General features: G+C 37.8%; 17 protein-coding genes and 1 pseudogene. 8 read left to right on the top strand and 10 right to left on the bottom strand.

The features are described from left to right. Positions 1-59: 59 nt before the first annotated feature. The 8 genes from rbsK to ftsY form a co-directional block, all read right to left on the bottom strand. The gene (gene rbsK, locus A1D26_RS05555; protein ID WP_157403083.1) at positions 60-977 is read right to left on the bottom strand and encodes a ribokinase; all 918 of its coding nucleotides are present in this window, start codon (positions 975-977) and stop codon (positions 60-62) included. A gap of 72 nt (positions 978-1,049) precedes the next feature. After that, positions 1,050-1,922 (bottom strand): ribose ABC transporter substrate-binding protein RbsB, encoded by an 873-nt coding sequence (rbsB, locus tag A1D26_RS05550; protein ID WP_157395680.1) that lies wholly within the window; start codon positions 1,920-1,922, stop codon positions 1,050-1,052. Positions 1,923-2,085: 163 nt separating this feature from the next. Next, positions 2,086-3,045 (bottom strand): ribose ABC transporter permease, encoded by a 960-nt coding sequence (rbsC, locus tag A1D26_RS05545; protein ID WP_157403082.1) that lies wholly within the window; start codon positions 3,043-3,045, stop codon positions 2,086-2,088. 30 nt (positions 3,046-3,075) lie between these two features. After that, positions 3,076-4,563 (bottom strand): ribose ABC transporter ATP-binding protein RbsA, encoded by a 1,488-nt coding sequence (gene rbsA, locus A1D26_RS05540; protein ID WP_157403081.1) that lies wholly within the window; start codon positions 4,561-4,563, stop codon positions 3,076-3,078. Positions 4,564-4,571: 8 nt separating this feature from the next. Further along, positions 4,572-4,991 carry a D-ribose pyranase gene (rbsD, locus tag A1D26_RS05535; protein ID WP_157403080.1) on the bottom strand — a complete coding sequence of 140 codons (420 nt, stop codon included), beginning with the start codon at positions 4,989-4,991 and terminating at the stop codon, positions 4,572-4,574. Positions 4,992-5,249: 258 nt separating this feature from the next. Then, complete coding sequence (ftsX, locus tag A1D26_RS05530; RefSeq protein WP_157403079.1) at positions 5,250-6,179, bottom strand: permease-like cell division protein FtsX; 930 nt, start codon at positions 6,177-6,179, stop codon at positions 5,250-5,252. A gap of 26 nt (positions 6,180-6,205) precedes the next feature. Next, positions 6,206-6,862 carry a cell division ATP-binding protein FtsE gene (gene ftsE, locus A1D26_RS05525; RefSeq protein ID WP_157403078.1) on the bottom strand — a complete coding sequence of 219 codons (657 nt, stop codon included), beginning with the start codon at positions 6,860-6,862 and terminating at the stop codon, positions 6,206-6,208. Further along, the gene (gene ftsY, locus A1D26_RS05520) at positions 6,862-8,448 is read right to left on the bottom strand and encodes a signal recognition particle-docking protein FtsY (protein WP_157403077.1); all 1,587 of its coding nucleotides are present in this window, start codon (positions 8,446-8,448) and stop codon (positions 6,862-6,864) included. The genes ftsE and ftsY overlap by 1 nt, the downstream gene beginning before the upstream one ends. A gap of 98 nt (positions 8,449-8,546) precedes the next feature. On the opposite strand from ftsY, the gene rsmD reads away from it, so the two are divergent. The 3 genes from rsmD (at position 8,547) to nagA (ending at position 11,258) form a co-directional block, all read left to right on the top strand. Continuing rightward, the gene (gene rsmD / locus A1D26_RS05515; RefSeq protein ID WP_157403076.1) at positions 8,547-9,137 is read left to right on the top strand and encodes a 16S rRNA (guanine(966)-N(2))-methyltransferase RsmD; all 591 of its coding nucleotides are present in this window, start codon (positions 8,547-8,549) and stop codon (positions 9,135-9,137) included. A 175-nt stretch (positions 9,138-9,312) separates the two neighbouring features. Beyond that, the gene (nagB, locus tag A1D26_RS05510) at positions 9,313-10,107 is read left to right on the top strand and encodes a glucosamine-6-phosphate deaminase (protein WP_157403075.1); all 795 of its coding nucleotides are present in this window, start codon (positions 9,313-9,315) and stop codon (positions 10,105-10,107) included. A gap of 8 nt (positions 10,108-10,115) precedes the next feature. Continuing rightward, positions 10,116-11,258 (top strand): N-acetylglucosamine-6-phosphate deacetylase, encoded by a 1,143-nt coding sequence (gene nagA, locus A1D26_RS05505; RefSeq protein ID WP_157403074.1) that lies wholly within the window; start codon positions 10,116-10,118, stop codon positions 11,256-11,258. A 357-nt stretch (positions 11,259-11,615) separates the two neighbouring features. Here nagA and mutS read toward each other — a convergent pair whose 3' ends face one another. Then, on the bottom strand, positions 11,616-14,201 hold the full coding sequence (mutS, locus tag A1D26_RS05500; protein WP_157403073.1) for a DNA mismatch repair protein MutS: 2,586 nt from the start codon (positions 14,199-14,201) through the stop codon (positions 11,616-11,618). Between the two features lie 239 nt (positions 14,202-14,440). On the opposite strand from mutS, the gene secE reads away from it, so the two are divergent. Further along, the gene (secE, locus tag A1D26_RS05495; RefSeq protein ID WP_157403072.1) at positions 14,441-14,854 is read left to right on the top strand and encodes a preprotein translocase subunit SecE; all 414 of its coding nucleotides are present in this window, start codon (positions 14,441-14,443) and stop codon (positions 14,852-14,854) included. 1 nt (position 14,855) lies between these two features. Further along, positions 14,856-15,428, top strand: coding sequence for a transcription termination/antitermination protein NusG (nusG, locus tag A1D26_RS05490; RefSeq protein WP_157403071.1), 573 nt, complete (start codon positions 14,856-14,858; stop codon positions 15,426-15,428). 1,217 nt (positions 15,429-16,645) lie between these two features. Here nusG and A1D26_RS09640 read toward each other — a convergent pair. After that, positions 16,646-16,891 (bottom strand): annotated as a pseudogene (locus A1D26_RS09640) (IS1595 family transposase); the annotation flags it as partial. Between the two features lie 189 nt (positions 16,892-17,080). Here A1D26_RS09640 and A1D26_RS05485 point away from each other — a divergent pair. The 3 genes from A1D26_RS05485 to A1D26_RS05475 are packed head-to-tail and all read left to right on the top strand — an operon-like array spanning position 17,081 to position 20,088. Then, positions 17,081-18,766: a carbon starvation CstA family protein gene (locus A1D26_RS05485; protein ID WP_157403070.1), complete on the top strand. Its 1,686-nt coding sequence runs from the start codon at positions 17,081-17,083 to the stop codon at positions 18,764-18,766. Between the two features lie 59 nt (positions 18,767-18,825). Beyond that, positions 18,826-19,092 carry a cory-CC-star protein gene (locus tag A1D26_RS05480; protein WP_157403069.1) on the top strand — a complete coding sequence of 89 codons (267 nt, stop codon included), beginning with the start codon at positions 18,826-18,828 and terminating at the stop codon, positions 19,090-19,092. Positions 19,093-19,101: 9 nt separating this feature from the next. Then, complete coding sequence (locus A1D26_RS05475) at positions 19,102-20,088, top strand: ArsA family ATPase (protein ID WP_157403068.1); 987 nt, start codon at positions 19,102-19,104, stop codon at positions 20,086-20,088. Positions 20,089-21,328: the final 1,240 nt, after the last annotated feature.

Raw genomic sequence — 21,328 nt, 5'->3', positions numbered from 1 at the left:
CTAGATTTTGCGAAGAATACCTATATTTTTATTTTAAAACAGTGATATATCTCTCACTTTTACAAAGCCAAAAAATCTTCCACTTCTTTTCTCATCGGAATTGCAGTTTGAGCCCCCATTCGGGTAACAGAAATTGCGGCAGCAGCGTGAGCAAAGCGGATAGATTCACTTAAAGTTTTACCTTCCAATAAAGCGGTAACAAGTCCGCCATTAAAGGTATCGCCTGCTGCGGTGGTATCAACGGCTTGAACACGAAAACCTGCGATAATTTGTCCGTTTCCTTTTTCGCTGACATAAACCCCTTTTGCACCGAGCGTGATGAGTACAGTTTCAATACCAACTTGATGAAATTTATCCGCAGCAAGTGCGGCAGTTTGCTCATCAACAACTTTCACGCCAGTCAAAATTTCAGCTTCGGTTTCATTTGGGGTAATCATATCCACTAGAGAGAGTAAACTTTGTGATAAAGGTTGTGCGGGGGCAGGGTTTAAAACAACTTTTGTCTTTGCCTGTTTTGCTAATTTTGCCGCTAATGTCACCGCTTCGATCGGGCTTTCTAACTGCATTAACAACATATCGGCTTGTGCAATAATCGCTTGGTGCTTTTCAACCAATTCAGGAGATAAGTCGCCATTCGCTCCCGCAGAAATAACAATGCTATTTTCGCCCGAATCTGCTACTTGAATCATTGCCAAACCCGTGCTTTGATTTGGAATTTCCTCAATGGCTGTAATATCAATACCATCTTGGGCAAAGGCACTACACATTGTATGACCGATTTGATCTTGCCCTATTGCCCCAATAAATTGCACATTAGCACCGAGACGAGCAGCAGCAACAGCTTGATTAGCCCCTTTTCCACCAAAGGCAATTTGATAATCATAGCCTGTTAAAGTTTCGCCTGCTTTAGGGAAGTAAGGTACTCGAATAACGTGATCGACATTGATACTGCCTAGTACACAAAGTTTGTTTTTCATTTTTGCCGCCTTGATAAAAAACAAGCGGTATGATTTTGCAAAAATTTTACGAAAACCAACCGCTTGTATAGATTATTTACTGATAACTTTTAATGGTACTGGAATTTGTGCTTCTACTTTTTCGCCTTTGAGGACTTTTGCCGCCGTTTCCACGCCTAATTCACCAATTTTTTCAGGCTGTTGAGCGATAGTTGCAGCTAATTTGCCACCTTCAACGGCTTTTACGGCATCATCTGTACCATCAAAACCAACAACAAGAATATCTTTACCTGCCGCTTTAATTGCACGCAATGCACCTAATGCCATTTCATCATTTTGAGCAAAAACAGCTTTTGCAGAACCGTGGCTTGCTAATAAATTTTCCATTACATTTAAGCCTTTTGTACGATCAAAATCAGCTGGTTGGCTTGCTAATAATGCAAACTGGTTAGCTTCAACAGCTTGTTTAAAGCCCTCACCACGTTCACGAGCAGCGGATGTTCCTGCAATACCCTCAAGTTGGATCACTTTGGCATTTTTGCCCACTTTTTCAGCAATAAAATCGCCCGCCATTTTTCCGCCTGCAATGTTATCTGACGCAATATGGCTCACTACTGTGCCTTTGTTTGCACCACGATCTAAGGTAATTACAGGAATATTTTTCTTATTTGCCACAGATACTGCATTGCCTACGGCTTCAGAGTCTGTCGGGTTGATCAGTAGCACTTTTGCACCACGAACAGTAACATCTTCTACATTTGCCAGTTCTTTGGCTGGGTCGTTTTGTGAATCTAATACCACTAACTCATAGCCCAGTTCTTTGGCTTTTTTCTCCGCACCTTCTTTTAAGGTAACAAAGAATGGGTTATCTAGGGTTGAGATAGCAAGTGCGATAGTGTCTTTTGCCATAGCAGATGCACTGAAAGCAAGTCCAACGGCAAGGGCTAACGAAGTTAATTTTTTCATAATGTTCTCCTAATGTAGAGTAAGTAGAGTGAGTTAGGCATTACAACGTTAGTTAAACTGCACTAACTGCCTGTTACTTCTTTTGCATTTGCAAAAAATTGTTTAAATCTGACCGCTTATAGCTGTACTTAGTTGCAGCCGATCTAATGTAGGAATTAAATCGCTATACTTTTTTACGCCCAATGAAATTATCGAGTATAACCGCAGCTAAAATCACTAAGGCTTTAGCGACTAGCTGATAGTAAGAGTCGATATCTAATAAATTTAAAGCGTTACTTAAAAATCCGATAATCAATGCCCCGATAAGTGTTCCCATAATGCGACCTTTACCGCCCATTAAAGATGTACCACCTACGACAACCGCAGCAATGGCATCTAACTCATAACCTGTACCAGCGGTAGGTTGTGCCGAGCCTAAGCGAGACGTTACAATTAAGCCCGCCAATGCAGCTAACACGCCACTTACCGCAAATACAAAGAGTTTTACTTTATTCACGTTGATGCCAGAGAGTGCCGTAGCGGATTCATTCCCACCAAGTGCATAAATATAACGTCCGATACGAGTTTGCGTTAGCACAAACCAACCGATTGCAAACAGAATAAACATTAACCACACAGGCACAGGAATGCCTAAAATCACGCCGGTACCAATTTCAGCGAAAGCGTCTGCAATATCAGAAAACCCTGTACTAATTGGACGCCCCCCCATATAAATCATAGTGATCCCACGCAATAACAACATTGTGATTAATGTTGCCATAAAGGCTTGCACTTTACCGAAAGCCACCAGTGAACCATTAAGTAGCCCGATCAAGCCACCAAAAATCAATACCGCAGGAATAACCAGATAAATGGATAAATCCATTCCAATGAGTGTTGCTGCTACCGCACCAGTCAATGCCAGCACAGATCCGACTGATAAATCAATCCCTGCGATTAAGATCACAAAGGTCATTCCAATCGCAATGATGGCATTAACAGATGTTTGACGAAGAATATTTAGTAAGTTATCCGCACTGAAGAAGTTTGGATTTAAGAAAGAAACGACAGCAATCAATGCCAATAAGGCGATAATTGAACGCTGTTCAATTAAAAATTTGCTTAAATTAAATGGTTTGTTCATTGTAAATTTCTCGCTAAAAATAACCGCTTGTTAGTGTGATTTACCAATGGCAGCGGCGAGTAGTTTTTCTTGAGTAGCGTCTTCTCGGCTAAATTCGCCAGTGATTTTGCCTGATTTCATTACAAGAATGCGGTCAGACATTCCTAATACTTCTGGCATATCCGAAGAAACCAAGATAATGCTAAGTCCTTCTGCTTTAAATTTATTGATGAGTTGGTAGATCTCTTTTTTGGCACCAACATCAACACCTCGAGTTGGCTCATCTAAAATTAACACATTTGGGCGTGTCATCAACCCTTTGGCAATCGCCACTTTCTGCTGATTTCCCCCTGATAATTCACCAATGATCTTATCGGGGCTTGGTGTTTTGATATTAAAGAGATCAATAAAATCAACGACAGTCATTAACTCTTTGGCTTTATCAATTCTGCCTAAGTGGGAAAGATAATCTAATGCCGTCAGCGACATATTTTCTTTCACCGACATACCGAGAACTAAGCCATCACCTTTACGATCTTCTGAAATATAGACAATGCCATTCTTTAACCCATCTTGTGCGGTTCGGTTAATAATCGGTTTTCCATCTAAATAGATATTACCCGCAGTGCGAGGTAATGCCCCGTAGAGAACTTTCATCAACTCTGTACGTCCTGCCCCCATCAAGCCAGAAATACCCAAAATCTCACCGCTTTTCAGGTTAAAGCTCACATTATCGACCCCACTTCCTGTCAAATTCTCAACCGACAGACGAAGCGTACCTTGCGGTACATCAATATGTGGATACTGATCTTCTAATTTTCGCCCAACCATCATTTCAATCAGCAGATCTTCGCTAAGATCGGCGACTGAACGCTCTCCAATAAACTGCCCATCTCGCAAAACGGTAACGTCATCACAAATTTGGAAAATTTCTTGTAAACGGTGTGAAATATAGACGATGCCACGCCCTTCTGCTTTGAGTTCACGAATAACCACAAATAATGCTTCAGTTTCGGTATCAGTCAGTGCATCGGTTGGCTCGTCCATTACAATCACTTTGGATTCAAAACTTAGCGCTTTCGCAATTTCAACCATTTGGCGTTCGCCTATTGATAACTCACTGGCAGGTAAACGACTGGAATGACTAACACCTAAACGCGCTAACAAGCGGTCAGATTCTTGATACATTTTACGCCAATCAATTCCGCCCCAAGCGTTCACAAATTCTCTCCCAAGGAAAATATTTTCTGCAATGGATAAATTACCCAAAATATTTAGCTCTTGGTGGATAATACTAATTCCTGCCTCTTGCGATGCTTTGGGGTTGGCAAACGTTACTTTTTGACCAAGGTATTCAATAGTACCGGCATCACGATGGTAAATCCCTGTCAGAATTTTCATTAGCGTTGATTTGCCTGCCCCATTTTCCCCCATTAACGCCATTGCTTTACCTGCATACACATTTAAGCAAGCGTTTTTTAAGGCTTGTACGCCTGGGAAGGCTTTATCAACACCACTAATGTGAAGTAAGGTTTCCATAAGCTCTCCTAAAAAGGTACGCCAGAATAGAGAATAATATTAGCATAAGGTGAGCATTCTCCAGTTCTTACCACCGCTTTTGCTTGATTACTTTGATACTTAAATTCTGAATGGGGAACATATTCCACACTAATCTTTTTCTGCTGGCTTTCTTCTATTTTTCCCAAAATAGAAAGAACTTGTTGTTCGATTTGTGGATTATGATGCTTAATTTCTTCTGCCAACAGCACTTTTTCCACAAATAATTCAGATAAAACCACTTCTAATGTGGATAAGAAATCAGGTACACCTTTCGTTAAGGCTAAATCGACACACTGTTGCTCACTGGGAATAGGTAAACCTGCATCACAAATCGTTAAGCCATCGGTATGTCCCATTGTGGCTATCACTTGTGAAAGTTGAGCATTTAAGATTGTTGTTTTTTTCATATAAACCGCCTTTAACCTTCGATAAAAATAGTTTTAGCATCGATTTTATTCCTGATCAAATCACGCTGAAAACACTCATCGAAACGTTTCGATAACAATAAACTAAAGGGTAGGCAATTTAACCTAGAAAAACAAATAGATTTTATGAAAAGTGTGAAGAGGTTCAAAAAATTATAAAGGAAATGGTTATTTGGTGAGGTGATGAATAGCTATTAGATATATCAGGGTAGGCTATAGCCCACCCTAAATTCATTAACACTAATACTTCGCCCCAAGTTTTTGAATGTGGCGGTTAGTGGCAAGTTGAGCGGAAAGCCAGCCAAGAAAAACAGTGCTGACAATGACAAGTAGTATTTCACCAAAGCTAAAAGAATGTAGCTCAAATTTAACGGTGAACATATCCGCAACATAACGCACCACTCCAGTAAAATAGCTGATGGTTAGCATACTAAATACGATGGCTAACAAGCTGCCGAATAAACCATAGAGCATTCCCATATAAATAAATGGACGAGAAATAAAGTGTTCTGTTGCGCCTAATAATTGCATTACGGTAATTGACGAGCGGCTATTTGATACATCTGAACGCACGCTATTACTGATAACTAAAAATACTGCGATAAACATGAGTAAGGTACAGGTTACCGCAACACGAGCAATCATCTGCGTTAAAGCAGTCAGTTTTTCTAACCAACCATTATCTAAGCGGACTTCTTGCACGCCTTTGATTTTTTGTAATCCATCACGAAAAGTGAGCATTTCTTCAGGTGAGGTGAATGTTTTCTTCGGCTTCAGCACAACCACTGCAGGCAATGGGTTATCATCCAGAATATCTAACGCACTACCAAAGCCTGACCAAGTCCGAAATTCTTCTAAACTTTGCTGACGAGAGATGTAATTTAAACTCTCAATTTTCTCCATATCAAATTGACGGATACTTTCGACCACTGTATTCACATCGTGCTCAGCTAAGTTTTTATGCAAATAAACGGTTAATTCGGGTTCTGGGTAAAATTGGCTGGCGGCTTGACTAGTGTTTTTCCAGAGCAAATAGCTGACAGTTGGAATGGTCAGCGATACTGCAATAACCAGTACGGTCATTAAAATACCAAATTTACGTTTGATTAGATCGTGCCAGATAGAACGTAAGATATAACGAGTTTGGGTGTGATTAAAAATATGTCGCATTGTTCTTTTCCTTTATTCTATCTTGATCAGCTTTTTAGATGCCCTTCTTCCAACACTAAGCAAGGCTTTGGACGTTGGGCGATAATGTTGGTATCGTGAGTCGCAATCAAAACCGTCGTACCCGCTTTATTAAATTCTTCAAATAAACGGAAAATTTCAAAAGACAGTTTATCATCAAGGTTTCCTGTTGGTTCATCCGCAAGAAGTAGCTGCGGACGATGAACAATCGCTCGAGCAATATCAACTCGTTGTTGTTCACCACCTGAAAGATGAAGCGGTAGGAAATTCGCTTTATTTTGCAACCCGACACGCTCAAGTGCCATTCTCGCTTCACGCTCAACAATCGACTGTTCAACGCCCATAATAATCAGTGGTAATGCTACATTATCAAGAATGGAACGATCAGTGAGTAAACTATAATTTTGATGTACCATTCCAATTTGACGGCGTAAAAATGGCAATTCGTGCTCAGCAAGACGAGTAATATCGTGTCCGTTAAAAATAACTTGTCCGCCATTAGCACGTTCAATTCCCATAATGAGTTTAAGCAATGTGGTTTTTCCTGCACCTGAATGCCCTGTGATATACGCCATTTCGCCTTGTTGCAGATGGAAGCTGATACCTTGTAGAGCAGGTCTGCCACCGCCTTTGTAGGCTTTGCTTACATTATGAAATCTGATCATTATTTTTCTTCCTCGTGTGAGAATAAGGCTTCAATAAATTCATCGGCATTAAACGGGCGTAAATCATCAATTTTTTCGCCCACCCCGATAAAACGAATAGGAATATTAAACTGATCCGCAATGGCAAAGATCACCCCACCTTTTGCTGTCCCATCCAGTTTAGTAATGGTAATCCCTGTTAAACCAACGGCTTCATTAAACAGCTTAGCTTGGCTAATCGCATTTTGCCCTGTGCCTGCATCTAGCGTTAGCATAATTTCGTGCGGTGCAGTTTCATCATATTTCTTCATTACACGCACGATTTTTTTCAGCTCGTCCATTAAATTATTTTTATTTTGCAAACGCCCTGCGGTATCGGCAATTAACACATCAATGCCTTTCGCTGCCGCAGATTGCATTGCATCAAAAATCACTGATGCTGAGTCTGCTCCAGTAGCTTGTGCGACAACTGGAATATGATTACGTTCGCCCCACACTTGTAGCTGTTCCACCGCAGCCGCTCGGAAAGTATCGCCAGCAGCTAACATGACCGATTTGCCTTCCGCTTGGAATTTGCGTGCTAATTTCCCGATGGTTGTGGTTTTACCAACGCCATTTACCCCAACCATTAAAATAACATAAGGCTTTTTCTCACTAATTTCTAATGGCTTTGCAACGGGTTTTAATACGTCAGCAAGTTCTAATTTTAATTGTTGATAGAGTAATTCCGCATCTCTTAACTGCTGTTTGCTTGCGTGTTGCGTTAGGTTGTTGATGATTTTTGTGGTGGTCGGCATTCCTAAATCGGCAATTAACAATTGCTCTTCTAATTCATCAAAGAGTTCATCATCAATTTTTTTACCACGAAAGAAATTGCGAAAACCTGAGCCAATGCTCTCTTTTGTTTTAATCAATCCTTTAATTAAACGGCTGAAAAAGCCACCTTCGCTACTTGGTTTCTCTTGATACTCATCAGAAGCGGCCTGTTCTTCTGAAACATTTACAATTTCAGAGATTTTGGTTTCATCCGAAGAAGTTTGATCTATTTCGCTTGGAATATTTTCAGTTTCAGTATGTTGTTCCGCATTAAGCTCAATTTCTGTTTGTTGTTCCGTTACCTTATCTTCATTGGTTTCTTTAACTTCATCAATACAGGTTTTCGCTTGTTGTTGAAAGTCTTCAATCTTTTCTTGTGCAACCTCTAGTACTGTTTCGGCTTGTTCTGCTAACTGTTCTTCAAATTTCTCGATTGTGTCGCTAACTTGCTCAATCTTATCTGCAACTTGTTCTTTGGCTCTATCCACAACATCTTCGATACCTTCGGCTATTTCAGCTAATTGCTCACCTTTTTCAGTTAAATGCTCTACACCTTGAGTGAGTACAGAAGTCTCAAGGTGATCAGAAGCGGTCGGTTCTTCGCTCTCTTTTGCAAATTCAGAAGACGAAGTCACCGCTTGTGAACTGGCTAACTCTACATTTTCTTCAGGCTCTGCTTGCTGTGGCTCTTGAGATTGTTCAGTTTCTGTGACTGGCGTTGTTTCTGTTTCTTCTTTTTTCCCAAAGCCTAACCACGACCAAAACCCTTTTTTCTTCTTTTCATCTGCCATTTTTTGCTCTCTCGTAAAATTAAAAAATCCATTTTGTCTTAAAATGGAATAAACTTGCGGTAGTTTATCATTTTTAATAACTATTTTTGTGATTGTGTATGAAAAAAGTTCGAAATTCTGAGCAAAATGTCCCACTGGGAGAAGTGCGAGTGATTGCAGGGTTATGGCGTGGTCGTAAACTCCCTGTTTTGAATGCGGAAGGCTTACGTCCAACCACCGATAGAATGAAAGAAACGCTGTTTAACTGGCTAATGATGGATATTACTAATGCTCGTTGTTTAGACTGTTTTGCTGGCAGTGGCTCACTTGGTATTGAAGCCCTTTCACGCCAAGCACAAGCGGTGGTTTTCTTAGAAAAATTTGCAAATGCCACACATCAGCTAAAGAAAAACCTTATCAGCTTAAAATGTGATAAAGGAACCGTTATTCATACCGATAGTTTGAACTACTTATCTCAACAAAATACTGCTGAACCTTTTGATATTGTGTTTGTTGATCCGCCCTTTCATCAAGGATTTGTGCCACAAGTGTTAGCTCACTTAGCCAATAATGGTTGGTTAGCGAGCAATAGCTTAATTTATGTTGAAACCGAAAAAACACATCCGCCGCTTAATCTGCCTGAAAACTGGCAAGTCATCAAAGAGAAAACTGCAGGGCAAGTGGTTTGTCGGTTGGTAAAAGTAAGATAAATAAAATAGACGGGCTGTAATGCCCTTTTCTTTTACAGAATGAAAATAACAGTATGGAAAATGTGATCTCATTCAAATTTTAGGTGAAAATTATTACAAATGAAGTATATTTTCTATTATAATATAAAAAATGAAGTTTTATTTCAAAATGAAATGGTTTGTTTAGGAGATTATTATGCGTTTAGTACCTTTGGAATGTGCAGACCAAGTAAGTCAATGGACTGCTCGTTATATCGTTGATAAGATCAATGCGTTTCAACCAACGGCAGAAAAGCCATTTGTGCTTGGTTTGCCAACAGGGGGAACACCACAAAAAACCTACCAAGAGTTAATTAAGCTCTATCAAGCAGGGGAAGTAAGCTTTAAGAATGTGGTTACTTTCAATATGGATGAATATGTTGGTTTACCAAAAGATCACCCTGAAAGTTATCATACTTTTATGCACGAGAATTTATTCAATCACATCGATATTCCGCCACAAAATATCAACCTACTAGATGGTATGGCTGAAGATGTTGATGCAGAATGTTCACGTTATGAAGAGAAGATTCGTTCTTATGGCAAAATTCATTTGTTTATGGGTGGTGTAGGTGTTGATGGACACATCGCATTTAATGAGCCTGCCTCATCTCTAAGTTCTCGTACTCGTATTAAAACTTTAACGGAAGACACCTTAATTGCGAATTCTCGTTTTTTTAACAATGATGTAAACCAAGTACCCAAATTTGCTCTAACTGTGGGAGTTGGCACATTATTAGATGCGGAAGAAGTGTTAATTCTAGTCACAGGATACAATAAAGCTCTCGCTTTGCAGGCTTGTGTCGAAGGCCCTGTAAATCATTTATGGACAATCAGTGCGTTACAATTACACCGCAGAGCGATCGTGGTGTGTGATGAACCTGCAACGCAAGAGCTTAAAGTTAAAACAGTTAAATATTTCAAACAGCTAGAGCAAAACGTTGCTCGCTAGGAGAGAAAATGAGTCATTATGCACTGACAAATTGTGTAGTTTACACTGGCAATGATGTTCTTTATCAACACGCGGTGATTGTTAAAGATGATAAGATTGATGCTATTGTTCATCAGCAAGAGTTACCTAAAGATCTTGATAAAATTGATCTTAAAGGGGCAAATTTATCCGCAGGTTTTATTGATTTACAATTAAATGGTTGTGGCGGTGTAATGTTTAATGAAGATATTAGTGTTCGTACACTTGAGATTATGCAAGAAACGAACCTAAAATCAGGCACAACAAGCTACTTACCAACCTTTATTACATCACCTGATGAAGGTATGAAACAAGCTGTACAAGTAATGCGTGATTATTTGGCAAAATATAAAAATCAGGCATTGGGTTTACATTTAGAAGGGCCTTATTTAAGCGTAGCGAAAAAAGGGGTACATCGCCCTGAATATATTCGTGAAGCAAGCGGTGAGATGATCGATTTTCTTTGCAATAACGGTGATGTGATTACTAAATTAACCATAGCCGCAGAAAATGGTACTGCAGATCATATTCAAAAATTTGTTGATGCTGGGATTATCGTATCTATTGGGCATTCAAATGCCACTTATGAGCAAGCTAAACAGCGTATCGAACAAGGTATTTCATTTGCAACGCATTTACATAATGCAATGTCGCCTATCAGTTCTGGTCGTGAAGGTGGTGTTGTCGGGGCGGTTTTAGATAGCGATATTTATACTGGTATTATTGTTGATGGCTTACACGTTGATTGGAGCAATGTACGCATCGCCAAAAAAGCGAAAGGCGATAAATTAGTGATTGTTACCGATGCAGTTGCACCAGCAGGTGCGAATATCGATCATTTTATTTTTGTCGGTAAGAAAGTCCTTTATAAAGACGGCAAATGTATTGATGAGTTTGGTAGCTTAGGTGGTGCCGCAGTTACAATGATTGAGTCAATTCGTAATGTTATCCAACATACTGATATTTCACTTGAAGAAGCGATCCGTATGTGTACGCTATATCCAGCTAAGGCGATCCATGTTGATGATAAATTAGGATCAATTGAAGTTGGGAAAATTGCAAACTTAACTGTATTTGACAATCAATTCAATGTGTTAGGTACTGCTGTAAATGGTGAGTGGAAGGCTCATTAAGCTTTTTTCATCTTTTCAAAAAGAAAATAAAAGGTCTAATGGAAAAAATAGTTGCTCATAATATTTTTCTTATGTTGTTAGCAGCTATTTTTTAAAAAATCCTTTATAAACGTAACCTTATGCCTTTTCGTTAATCCACAGTTAACAGATAATTTCTGCTTCAATATCCCTTATAGCCTTTGTGTAATCAGTCCAAACATTGATTCACTTTAATTTCTTTGTGAAAGAAAAAGTGGCATAGTAGACAAAACAGTTGCTAAAAATGGGTTAAAAGAATTTATAGTACAAGGCTTTAACCAACTTTTTTTGAAATATGAACCAAAAAACTGTCCATTACACCATATAATATTGTTAAACCTAAACCAATTCCTTCAACTTATATAACCATTCCAACGCTTGTTTGGGTGTAAGCTCATTTGGGTCAATCTCTTGCAAGGCAAGTTCAACTTTTGAAGGCTCTACAAGCGGTGATATTTCCGCTGAATTTTGCAAATTAGCACCAAACAATAAATCTTGTTGGGGGCTATCGTTGAGTTGGGCTGTTTGTTGTGATAATTGCTCAAGTTGAGCTAATTTTTGTTTGGCTAATTGAATCACCTGTTTTGGCACACCTGCTAAAGCGGCCACAGCCAAACCGTAGCTCTTACTTGCCGCACCTTCTTGCACACTGTGCATAAAAGCGATGGTGTCATTATGCTCTAACGCATCTAAGTGGACGTTTGCAACACCTTTCAGCTGATTAGGCAAACTGGTTAATTCAAAATAGTGTGTAGCGAAAAGCGTGAGCGATTGTGTTTTTTTCGCCAGCCATTCCGCACAAGACCAAGCAAGTGATAAGCCATCGTAGGTTGATGTGCCACGTCCAATTTCATCAACTAAGACAAGACTATTTTCCGTTGATTGATGCAGAATGTTTGCCATTTCTGTCATTTCAACCATAAAAGTCGAACGCCCAGAAGCAAGATCATCTGATGCCCCAATTCGAGTAAAGATGCGATCAATCGGTCCAATTTCTGCACTCTTTGCGGGGACAAAACTGCCGATATACGCCATTAAAGTAATTAACGCTATTTGACGCATATAAGTGCTTTTCCCGCCCATATTCGGCCCTGTCACAATCAATAAATGGCGTTGAGCATTAAGATAAACAGGGTTAGCGATAAACGGTGTTTTCAACACTTGCTCAACAACTGGGTGGCGACCACCTTTAATATTGATTGTTCTCTGTGAGGTAAAGGTCGGCATTACATAGTTGAGATTTTCTGCTCGCTCCGCAAGGTTGGTCAGTACATCAAGTTCAGCTAGTACTAAACTCGCAAGCTGTAATTGAGCAAGATGTGGCAAGAGCAGATCAAACAGTTCATCGTAAAGTTGTTTTTCAAGTGCCAGTGATGCCCCTTTCGCTTTTAGCACTTTATCTTCATAGGTTTTTAACTCAGGGATAATATAGCGTTCCGCATTTTTGAGTGTTTGGCGGCGAACATAGTGCATTGGTGCTCGATGTGCTTGCCCTTGGCTAATTTGGATATAGTAACCGTGCACCGCATTAAACCCGATTTTTAGCGTATCAATACCTGTTTTTTCTCTCTCACGAGTTTCCAAATCTTCAAGATATTGGGTTGCACCCTCTGCAAGCGAACGCCATTCATCCAGCTCTGCGTTATAACCTGTGGCAATCACACCTCCATCTCGAATCAGCTGTGGTGGATTTTCAACTAAGGCTTTTTCAAGACATTGTTGGAGCGATGTAAAATCACCAATTTGCTGTACATTTTGATCTAAACAAGCGGTCAGATTCTGTGAAATTTTTGCAATTTCAGGAATTTGAGCCAATGCAGTTTTTAAACGAGTTAAATCTCGTGGGCGAGCAGTACGCAACGCCACACGAGCTAAAATCCGCTCCATATCACCCACTTGTTGTAACAACGGTTGAAGCGGTTCGATTCGCTCATTTTTTTGCAAGGCAAGAATGATTTGCTGACGGGTAGTTAGCTTAACCATATCTCGAATAGGTTGATGAATCCAACGTTTGAGTAAGCGACTACCCATTGGTGTCACACATTTATCAAGGACTGAAGCAAGGGTATTTTCTATACCACCTGCAAGGTTAGTCGTTAGTTCCAAATTACGCCGAGTTGCTGCATCAAGCAAAACAGTATCGCTATTTTGAGCAAGATAAATCGCATTGATATGCGGAAGTGCTGTACGTTGTGTTTCTTGTGCATAATGGAGCAAACAGCCTGCAGCACATAAAGCAACTACCGCTTTTTCAACCCCAAATCCTGTTAGGTTTTGTGTGCCAAATTGACGATTGAGCAATTGAATAGCCGTAACGAGTTCAAATTCCCATACAGGACGGCGACGTAAGCCTTTGTAATGCTCAATAATCGACATTTCAGCAAAATCTTCAGGATAAAGAATTTCTGCTGGTTGTGTTCGTTGTAATTCGGCAGATAATGCTTCTTTATTGGCTAACTCGCTAATTAAAAAACGCCCTGATGTCATATCTAGGGTTGCGAGAGCAAAGGTTGTTTTTTCTTGATAAACACAAGCCACTAAGTTGTCTTGACGCTCTGGAAGTAATGCTTCATCACTTACCGTTCCTGGCGTAACAATGCGAACAACTTTACGTTCCACAGGGCCTTTACTGGTATTCGGATCGCCCACTTGTTCACAAATTGCAACCGATTCCCCTAAAGCAACTAATTTAGCCAAATAGCCTTCTACAGCGTGATAAGGCACACCCGCCATAGGTATTGGCTCGCCTGCGGATTGCCCTCTTTTGGTTAAGGAAATATCCAACAATGCTGCTGCTTTTTTTGCATCATCATAAAAAAGTTCGTAAAAATCTCCCATACGATAAAACAACAAAATATCTGGATTTTGTGCTTTGAGTTGGAGATATTGCACCATCATTGGCGTGTGCTTTTGATAATTTTCCATATTTTTCATTGAGTTATATTTATATAAAGCGTATTTTATCAAGCAATAAAGATATTATTTATAGGCCATTATACTTTAACTCTATTGAGAGCAAGTACTCTTTTTCCAAACAATAGTCACATTTAACGGAGTAAATACAACAATTTTTATAAAAGATCGTGGCAAGCAAGCAAGAAAATGCTAGAATTGCACGCTTTAAAAATTGAACGTTCTATTTTATTAACAAATCTAGGTTGTCTATGTCTAAAGAAAATCAACAAAATAGCCCTAAACAGATTGAAAACAAGGGTGTGAAAAGTAAAGGCGTAAACAGTGCTTTATGGGTTTTATCTATTGCGTGTATTGCCGTAGCAGCGATCGGCAATGTCTATTTCGCAAGCCATTTTTCATTGATTGTACGCGTATTGTTATTAGTTGCTTTATTGGTTGTAGGTGTTGGATTAGCCGCAGTGACTAATCAAGGTCAAAGAGCAATTGGTTTTATGAAAGATTCTCGCCAAGAATTACGTAAAATCGTGTGGCCAACTCGCCCAGAAACAACACAAACAACATTGATCGTCGGTGCTATCTGTTTAGTTGTTGCATTAGCTTTATGGGGCATTGATTCTTTGATTGTTTCAATCATTACATTCTTAACAAACTTGAGGTTCTAAAATGAGCGAAATCGAACTAGAAACCAAAGAAGCAAAGAGAATGCGTTGGTATGTATTGCAAGCCTTTTCAGGTTTTGAAGCAAGAGTAGCGATGACTTTGCGTGAGTATATTAAACTCCATAATATGCAAGATCAGTTCGGCGAAGTGCTTGTTCCAACCGAAGAAGTGGTTGAAAATGTGGCTGGCCGTCGCCGTAAAACAGAACGTAAATTCTTTCCAGGTTATGTATTAGTTCAAATGGAAATGAACGATGACACTTGGCACTTAGTAAAAAGTGTTCCGCGTGTAATGGGCTTTATTGGTGGTACTGCAGATAAACCTGCACCAATCAGCCAAAAAGAAGCTGAACGTATTCTTAACCGAGTACAAGAAACAGCGGATAAACCACGCCATAGAAAAGAATTCCAACCAGGTGAAGAAGTACGAGTAACGGAAGGTCCATTTGCAGACTTTAATGGTACTGTGGAAGAAGTGGATTATGAAAAAGGCCGCTTAAAAGTATCTGTTTCAATCTTCGGACGTGCAACCCCTGTTGAACTTGAATTTAACCAAGTAGAAAAACAAAACGGTTAATTTTAACATTTCTCTATAAATGGATTAAAAGTTGCTAACCTATTAGAACTAGGCTAGCAGCTTTTTTAATGGAAATTATCTTACAAAGCTAAAATACTGGGATTTATTTCTCTTAACTTAGTCTATTTCAACAACAGAAAATACCTTTCACCTAAATCAATTTTGCCTTCAAAAATCTCATCTGATTCAAAGGATAAATGATAGTCTATAATTTAACCACTTCATGATAATAATAATATCGCTGAATTAGATTGAATACCGAAAATATAATCAGCTAAATAAGCAGTCACTTCTAGAAAAAAATTCAAACAGGCTTTTCTGTATAGATTTATTAAATTTACAATGGGTTATCTTCATTTGTATAAACTAATACAACGGCTAATCTATACTCATTAAAAACAAATTGATAATTAATATCATTTAATGTATTTTTAGTGGTAGTATTTATCGTATTAGTTAGTAATACATACTATCAACTTTATCCAAAACTTATGAATTGTTTACGCCATCTTTAAGGTGGTAAATTCAGAAGATGATTATACTCCTAACTGTGCGGTTGTAATGAACAATATAGGTGCTGATTTTGGTAGATTTATCACTGGCAAGATATATGATAATGCTGAGAGTGTAAGGCATCCATTATGGTGCTTCCATTAAGTAATCTAATCAACCTTTATAAGTAGTATATGCTATGAATGTAAAAAAATATAATTAACCTATTGATTTGGTTTATTTGGATAATTTTAATTCCAACCACCTCTATTTTATTAGATATATATTTCCATATAAAAGGAATAGAAAAGTGGATTATTATTTCCATAATAGCATTCATTTATGCATTATTTTCTAGCAAAATACTTAACATAAAGATATTTTAATGTATTCCATCAATAAGCCTTAAATTATCAGAAATGGGAAAGTACAATGGTGTTGTTTAGCAGAATTCCTAATTTGGATCATATTTTTCATTTATTTATTTTTACTAAATTTATTCTGTTTATTATTTTTGGCGGTTATACCCAACGTAAAATGTCGTAAGTTGGTTATAATACAATATCATCCAATTCTTCTTTCTCCTCTAAAATCTAGCTATATATCCGAAAATTATAGGGACTAAATTAGATTAACCCTAAATTCCGCACACTTTTCGGGATGTTTTAAGTGACAGGTTTAGGATCCCGAAAACAGCTACTTTTCTCATTCTCAGAGCAACGCACGCCCTTTTTCCCCATGCTATACCCACCAAAATAGCTTTGGTCCAACTCAATTTTGCCCTCAAAAACCTCATCTTATTCAAAAGATAAATGGTAGTCTATAATTTGACAAATTTTATGGTAAAACAATATCGCTGAATTAGGCTGAAAACCGAGAATATCATCAGCTGAATAAGCGGTCACTTATAGAAAAAATTCAAGTAGGATTTTCCATATAAATTTCTTAAATTTACAATGGGTTATATCCATTTTTATAAACCAACATAACTGAGAATCTACTTCAAACCCTTTATTAAAACAAATACACTCTGATATAATAAAATGACTTATCTTTTAAGTAAGAAGTTTTACTTTTAGGATCAGATCATATCGATATTTTTTATATTAATATAAAAAATATCATGTACTAGGTTAATAAAATTTAAAAAAGGAGATTCTATGAATGCTGTATGGCTTATGCTGATGGGCTTTGTTGCCTTTGCGTTCGGATGGTTTATTTATTCCCGTTTATATTCATCAAAAGTACTAGAATTAGATGATAATTTTGTTACTCCTGCACATGAATATAGGGATGATGTGGACTTTGTTCCAGCAAATAAATTTGTTCTTTGGGGACATCATTTCACTGCCGTTGCAGGTGCAGCGCCTATCGTTGGTCCAGCGATTGCGGTTCAATGGGGATGGCTTCCTGCATTTTTATGGGTTGTTATTGGGACTATTGCCTTTGCTGGTATTCATGATATGTCAGCACTTTGGGCTAGTGTGAAAAATGAAGGTAAAAGTATAGGAACGATATGTACTCGCTTTGTAGGTAATAAAGTTGGCCAGCTTTTTATGGTCGTTATATTTTTAGTTTTATTAATGGTAAATGGCGCGTTTGGTGTAATTATTGCTAAAGAAAGTGTAGAACACACAACTACTATTATTCCGGCTTGGGGAGCAGTTGCTGTCGCACTTGTGATGGGACAAGCCATTTATAGGTTTAAAATGAAACTTGTTCCTGTGACTGTTGTGGCTGTTATTGCACTTTATGCTCTTGTTCCTCTTGGTGTGGCTTTCCCTGTAAGCTTGCCAGAATCTGTATTTGGCCTTGGTCAAAACGCTCAATGGGTTGTGCTACTTTATATTTATGCGGGTATCGCATCTGTACTTCCAGTTTGGGCACTACTACAACCTAGAGATTATGTGAACGGTATACAGCTTTTTGTTGGCTTAATATTACTTTATGCAAGTATTGTTATCGTTCATCCAAATGTATCAGCACCAGGAATTATCCCTGCTATTACTGATAATCCAGGTGGATGGCACATGATAATTCCTGTTCTTTTCATTACCGTTGCTTGTGGCGCTATCAGTGGTTTCCACGGTATCGTAAGTTCAGGAACAACCTCAAAACAAGTTGATAAAATGAAAGATGTTCGTTTTGTTGGCTATTTAGGCTCTATGGGAGAAGGATCTTTAGCATTAGCAACAATTATTGCTTGTGTTGCAGGTGTAAGTTTAGTAAATGCAGATTTAAATATTGAGACTTGGGGAGATCTATATAAGGGTGGTGTCGCAAGTTTTGTATCTGGTGGTGGAGCACTAATCTATGAAGGTTTGGGTATTCCACAAGAAGCTAGTGCAACTTTATTATCTCTTATGGTTATCCTTTTCGCCGCTACAACAATGGATGCAGGTATCCGTCTTCAAAGATATATTATCCAAGAGTGGGGCGATATCTATAATATTCGCTTCTTAAGAGGTAAAGGTGTTGCAACTATTGTTGCAGTAGCAACTTCTTTTGCTATTTCAATCAATGGGGTAAGTGATGGGCAAGTTGCAATTTGGCCTTTATTTGGTGCAACAAACCAACTTCTAGCAAGCCTTACACTTATGGTCACTGCGGTTATATTGCTAAAATCCAAAAAATTTGGTGGTAGTCTTGTAGTGCTTGTACCTATGACTTTTATTCTTGTCATGAGTTTCTGGGGCGCCCTTATTAAACTTGGTGATTATTTCCAAGCTGAAAATTATCTACTCACAACATTAAATGCTATTGTTATTGTTGTAACTTTACTTGTAGTTTTATCTGCACTTAAAGTGATTAGTAAGATTCTATCCGATAAAAAAGCATCTGCTTAAAAATGTTATCTTGCCTTGCTCTTGTTTTTAGCTTGGCAAGATAATTTTAAGGAAGAAAGATGATAAAAAGAATTATTCGATTTTCAAATGAACTTGAGCGCTTTTATGTAAGTATGCATAAAAGTGCTATTATGAAAGAGAATGCTGAAATTGATGATTTTTTTATGATCATTACGTTTAGCGAAATTTATGGTATTGAAAATCCATATTCTCTTTATACGCTCGAAATGCTCCCTGCTCTTATGCCCAAATTTCATCGTTGGCATCAAAAGGTTGGCTTGAAACATTCATTTTTTGAAAATTTTCCATGTAGTTGTTGTTGCTAAAGGAGTTATATGAACATTTCACAATATCTTCCTAAAATTTTATTTGTAGGAGGTAAAGGGGGCGTTGGTAAAAGTACAACTTCAAGTGCGATTGCTGTAGCATTGTCGAGTGGTCAAAATGCAAAAAAAGTATTACTTGTATCCACAGACCCCGCTCATAATTTAGGTGATATATTTGATGTAGATTTGACTAATTCAGTCTCAAAAATAAATGAAAATTTAAGTGTAGTTGAGATTGATTCCTCACTAGAAGCTAAAGCTTATGTTGATCATGTAGCACAAAATATGAGAGGTTTTGTGGGTGCTGCTAGTTATGCTCGTATAGATGATTATTTTGCAAAGGTTGCTGATAGCTCTTCTACTTTAGAAGCTGCACTTTTCGAAAGATTAACAACAATATTAACAAAAGAAGCTAATGAGTATGATCACATTATTATTGATACCGCACCTACAGGCCACACTTTAAGGTTATTTTTTATGCCAAAGGAACTCAAAGACTGGAGCAAAACGCTATTAAGTATGCAAGAGAGAGGTGGCATAAGTGAAAAAGTTCTAGGACATTTAGATGGTGGAGATAAAAATAGGTTTAGCGATCCTGATGGTTTTATTAGAGGACAACTTATAGAAAAGCTTGATGAGAGATATACGAGGTATAGTGCATTTTCAAATTTAGTTAAAGACCCAAGAAAATGTGGAATTATATTAGTATTGAATGCTTCAAAACTTGCTATTGCAGAAACCCAACGTGCTATACAGAGTTTAGACAAAAAAGGCTTAAAACCTTATGCCATAGTTTTAAATAAGGTACTTCCTGATAATTCTACCGATGATTTTTTGACGTCTAGAATTACACAGGAAGCGGAGTATGTGGCTCAAAGTGACAAAGCCTTTAATCATTATCGATATGTAAAAATGCCTCTCTTTAAGCAAGATATAATATCACAGGAAAGTCTAGAATTATTTGGTAAAGGGATACTTGAGAATATAAATAACTAAACTATCATTATTTGCTTAAGTAGAATAAATTTGGGGGCTAGAGTAGATTAGCCCTCTAGTTTTTATTTCAGTCCAGATTAGACAATAAAAAGGTGTAATGGACAAAACGGTTGCTAAAAATTGCATTAAGACCTTATAGTATAAGGCTTTAACCTACTTGTTTGAAAATGAATAAAAAACTTGTCCTTTTTGTAAAAATCAAAATATAAAGAAGAATGGTGTTAGAAATTACACTCAATGTTATAAATGTCATTGCTATAATAAAACATTCACCTTTCAACATAAAATAAACCCTACCGATATTTGGTTTGATTATTCGCAAGGAAAACAGAGCTACAAAGAACTCGCTATTAAATATAAATGCTCAGTTAAAACTATTCAGCGATATATTGATAAAGCCCCTAAAAGAGCCTTAAAACCACCTATTTCCAGCTATCTAAATATTATTATTGATACCACATTCTTTGGTCGGGAATTTGGTATTTTGGTCATAATGGATAGCGTGAGCGAAAAGGTCGTTTATCACCAACTGGTTAAGACCGAATGAGATGAGTATTATCACGTTGCATTAAATAGATTAAGAGAAAAAGGCTACATCATTCAATCCATTACCTGCGATGGGTGTCGTGGATTACTTAGGGACTTATTCGATACTCCGACACAGATGTGTCATTTTTATCTCGTTGAAATGCTGATGAGAAAACTAGAAAAAAGCATAAGTCAGCGGTAGGAAAAGCACTCAAAATACTTGTTAAAACCCTCAAAGAAAGCTCAAAAAATAATTTTTACCGCCATTTACAGCTATGGTATTTAACTCTAAATGAACGGCTAGATAAATGCAATGAGAAGGGTTATTTCCCTTATAAACATAAAGGGCTAAGAAGTGCTTTATCTAGCCTTAGATATTATGAAAAATATTTAATTGCGAGTTCTTTGTAGCTCTGTTTCCCCTGCGAATAATCGAAATATCGGTAGGCCTTATTTTATGTTGAACGCTGGAATATTGACAGTTTTGGCAGTTTTTTGTTAATTTTTCAAAAAAGGGGGTTAGAAACTAATAGTATATAAGGTTCTAAGGCACTTTTCCTGCTCCTTTGTCCATTACATTACAAAAAAAACGACATTATTATTTACCAATAATGTCGCAATGACGATATAAGAGGATTTATGTTTTAGTAAGTCTGGAAGTCAATATAACGATAAAAAAATAGAAAGAGAAGTATAAATTCAAAAATTTTTC

The organism is Ursidibacter maritimus, assembly GCF_009761395.1.
GTDB classification, from domain to species: Bacteria; Pseudomonadota; Gammaproteobacteria; order Enterobacterales; family Pasteurellaceae; genus Ursidibacter; species Ursidibacter maritimus.
This window is presented reverse-complemented; position numbering and strand designations above follow the sequence as displayed.

Bases quoted from the DNA above. Each gene is read 5' to 3' on its own strand.
- rbsK (WP_157403083.1), bottom strand. From the start codon at position 977: ATGAAAAACAAACTTTGTGTACTAGGCAGTATCAATGTCGATCACGTT.
- rbsB (WP_157395680.1), bottom strand. From the start codon at position 1,922: ATGAAAAAATTAACTTCGTTAGCCCTTGCCGTTGGACTTGCTTTCAGT.
- rbsC (WP_157403082.1), bottom strand. From the start codon at position 3,045: ATGAACAAACCATTTAATTTAAGCAAATTTTTAATTGAACAGCGTTCA.
- rbsA (WP_157403081.1), bottom strand. From the start codon at position 4,563: ATGGAAACCTTACTTCACATTAGTGGTGTTGATAAAGCCTTCCCAGGC.
- rbsD (WP_157403080.1), bottom strand. From the start codon at position 4,991: ATGAAAAAAACAACAATCTTAAATGCTCAACTTTCACAAGTGATAGCC.
- ftsX (WP_157403079.1), bottom strand. From the start codon at position 6,179: ATGCGACATATTTTTAATCACACCCAAACTCGTTATATCTTACGTTCT.
- ftsE (WP_157403078.1), bottom strand. From the start codon at position 6,862: ATGATCAGATTTCATAATGTAAGCAAAGCCTACAAAGGCGGTGGCAGA.
- ftsY (WP_157403077.1), bottom strand. From the start codon at position 8,448: ATGGCAGATGAAAAGAAGAAAAAAGGGTTTTGGTCGTGGTTAGGCTTT.
- rsmD (WP_157403076.1), top strand. From the start codon at position 8,547: ATGAAAAAAGTTCGAAATTCTGAGCAAAATGTCCCACTGGGAGAAGTG.
- nagB (WP_157403075.1), top strand. From the start codon at position 9,313: ATGCGTTTAGTACCTTTGGAATGTGCAGACCAAGTAAGTCAATGGACT.
- nagA (WP_157403074.1), top strand. From the start codon at position 10,116: ATGAGTCATTATGCACTGACAAATTGTGTAGTTTACACTGGCAATGAT.
- mutS (WP_157403073.1), bottom strand. From the start codon at position 14,201: ATGGAAAATTATCAAAAGCACACGCCAATGATGGTGCAATATCTCCAA.
- secE (WP_157403072.1), top strand. From the start codon at position 14,441: ATGTCTAAAGAAAATCAACAAAATAGCCCTAAACAGATTGAAAACAAG.
- nusG (WP_157403071.1), top strand. From the start codon at position 14,856: ATGAGCGAAATCGAACTAGAAACCAAAGAAGCAAAGAGAATGCGTTGG.
- A1D26_RS05485 (WP_157403070.1), top strand. From the start codon at position 17,081: ATGAATGCTGTATGGCTTATGCTGATGGGCTTTGTTGCCTTTGCGTTC.
- A1D26_RS05480 (WP_157403069.1), top strand. From the start codon at position 18,826: ATGATAAAAAGAATTATTCGATTTTCAAATGAACTTGAGCGCTTTTAT.
- A1D26_RS05475 (WP_157403068.1), top strand. From the start codon at position 19,102: ATGAACATTTCACAATATCTTCCTAAAATTTTATTTGTAGGAGGTAAA.